Consider the following 621-nt stretch of genomic DNA (forward strand, 5'->3'; position numbering starts at 1 on the left):
GTAGGGGCGCAGCGCGCGGCGGATCTGGAACTCGAACTCGGTGTTGAGGTCGAACATGGTCTGGCGGAGCAGCGATTCCGCCACGATCCGGCGCTCGCCGGGCGTGCTCTCCGCGGTCTGCGAGCGCTCCGCCGAGGCCTCGGCGAAGCCGATTCGCCGGTCGTTCTCGCCGAGGATCTCGAGGCGCGCGGTGAGCTGGCAGGTGAGCTGCTCGCCGGCATCCGAGGCGAAGGCGCCGCCCCGCGCCGCATTGCGCACCCGCACGATCTGCGCCCGGGTGACGGCGAATCGCGCGCGATTCTCCGTGCCGAAGGCGGCCAGCCGGTCGCGGCCCATGATGAGCACGGCCTCCGGCGCCGTGGGCTGGAGGGTGCGGCCGATGTCGTTGGGGCCGCCATTGGGCGAGCGGTCCTCGGTCGCGATCGCCGAGACGTCGAGGCGGATCTGCGTCAGGTGGGTGTAGGAGATGGGCGGCCCGTCCACCCGCGGCGGCGGCGTGCCGCCGCAGGCGCCGAGCGCGGCGGGCAGGATCAGCAGGGCGCGGCGTGGCAGCATGTTCTCTCCCGTGGGCATGTCCGGCCCATCACTTCGACGCCCATCGCTTCTACGCATGGCCCGCGT

General features: G+C 72.9%; 1 protein-coding gene. It reads right to left on the reverse strand.

The genetic code is table 11. The features are described from left to right. On the reverse strand, positions 1–555 hold a 555-nt coding region (locus tag AC1DWF_RS36020; RefSeq protein WP_476843241.1), incomplete at its 3' end, for a hypothetical protein. Positions 556–621: the final 66 nt, after the last annotated feature.

This window comes from Aminobacter sp. P4_D5, from assembly GCF_056401815.1.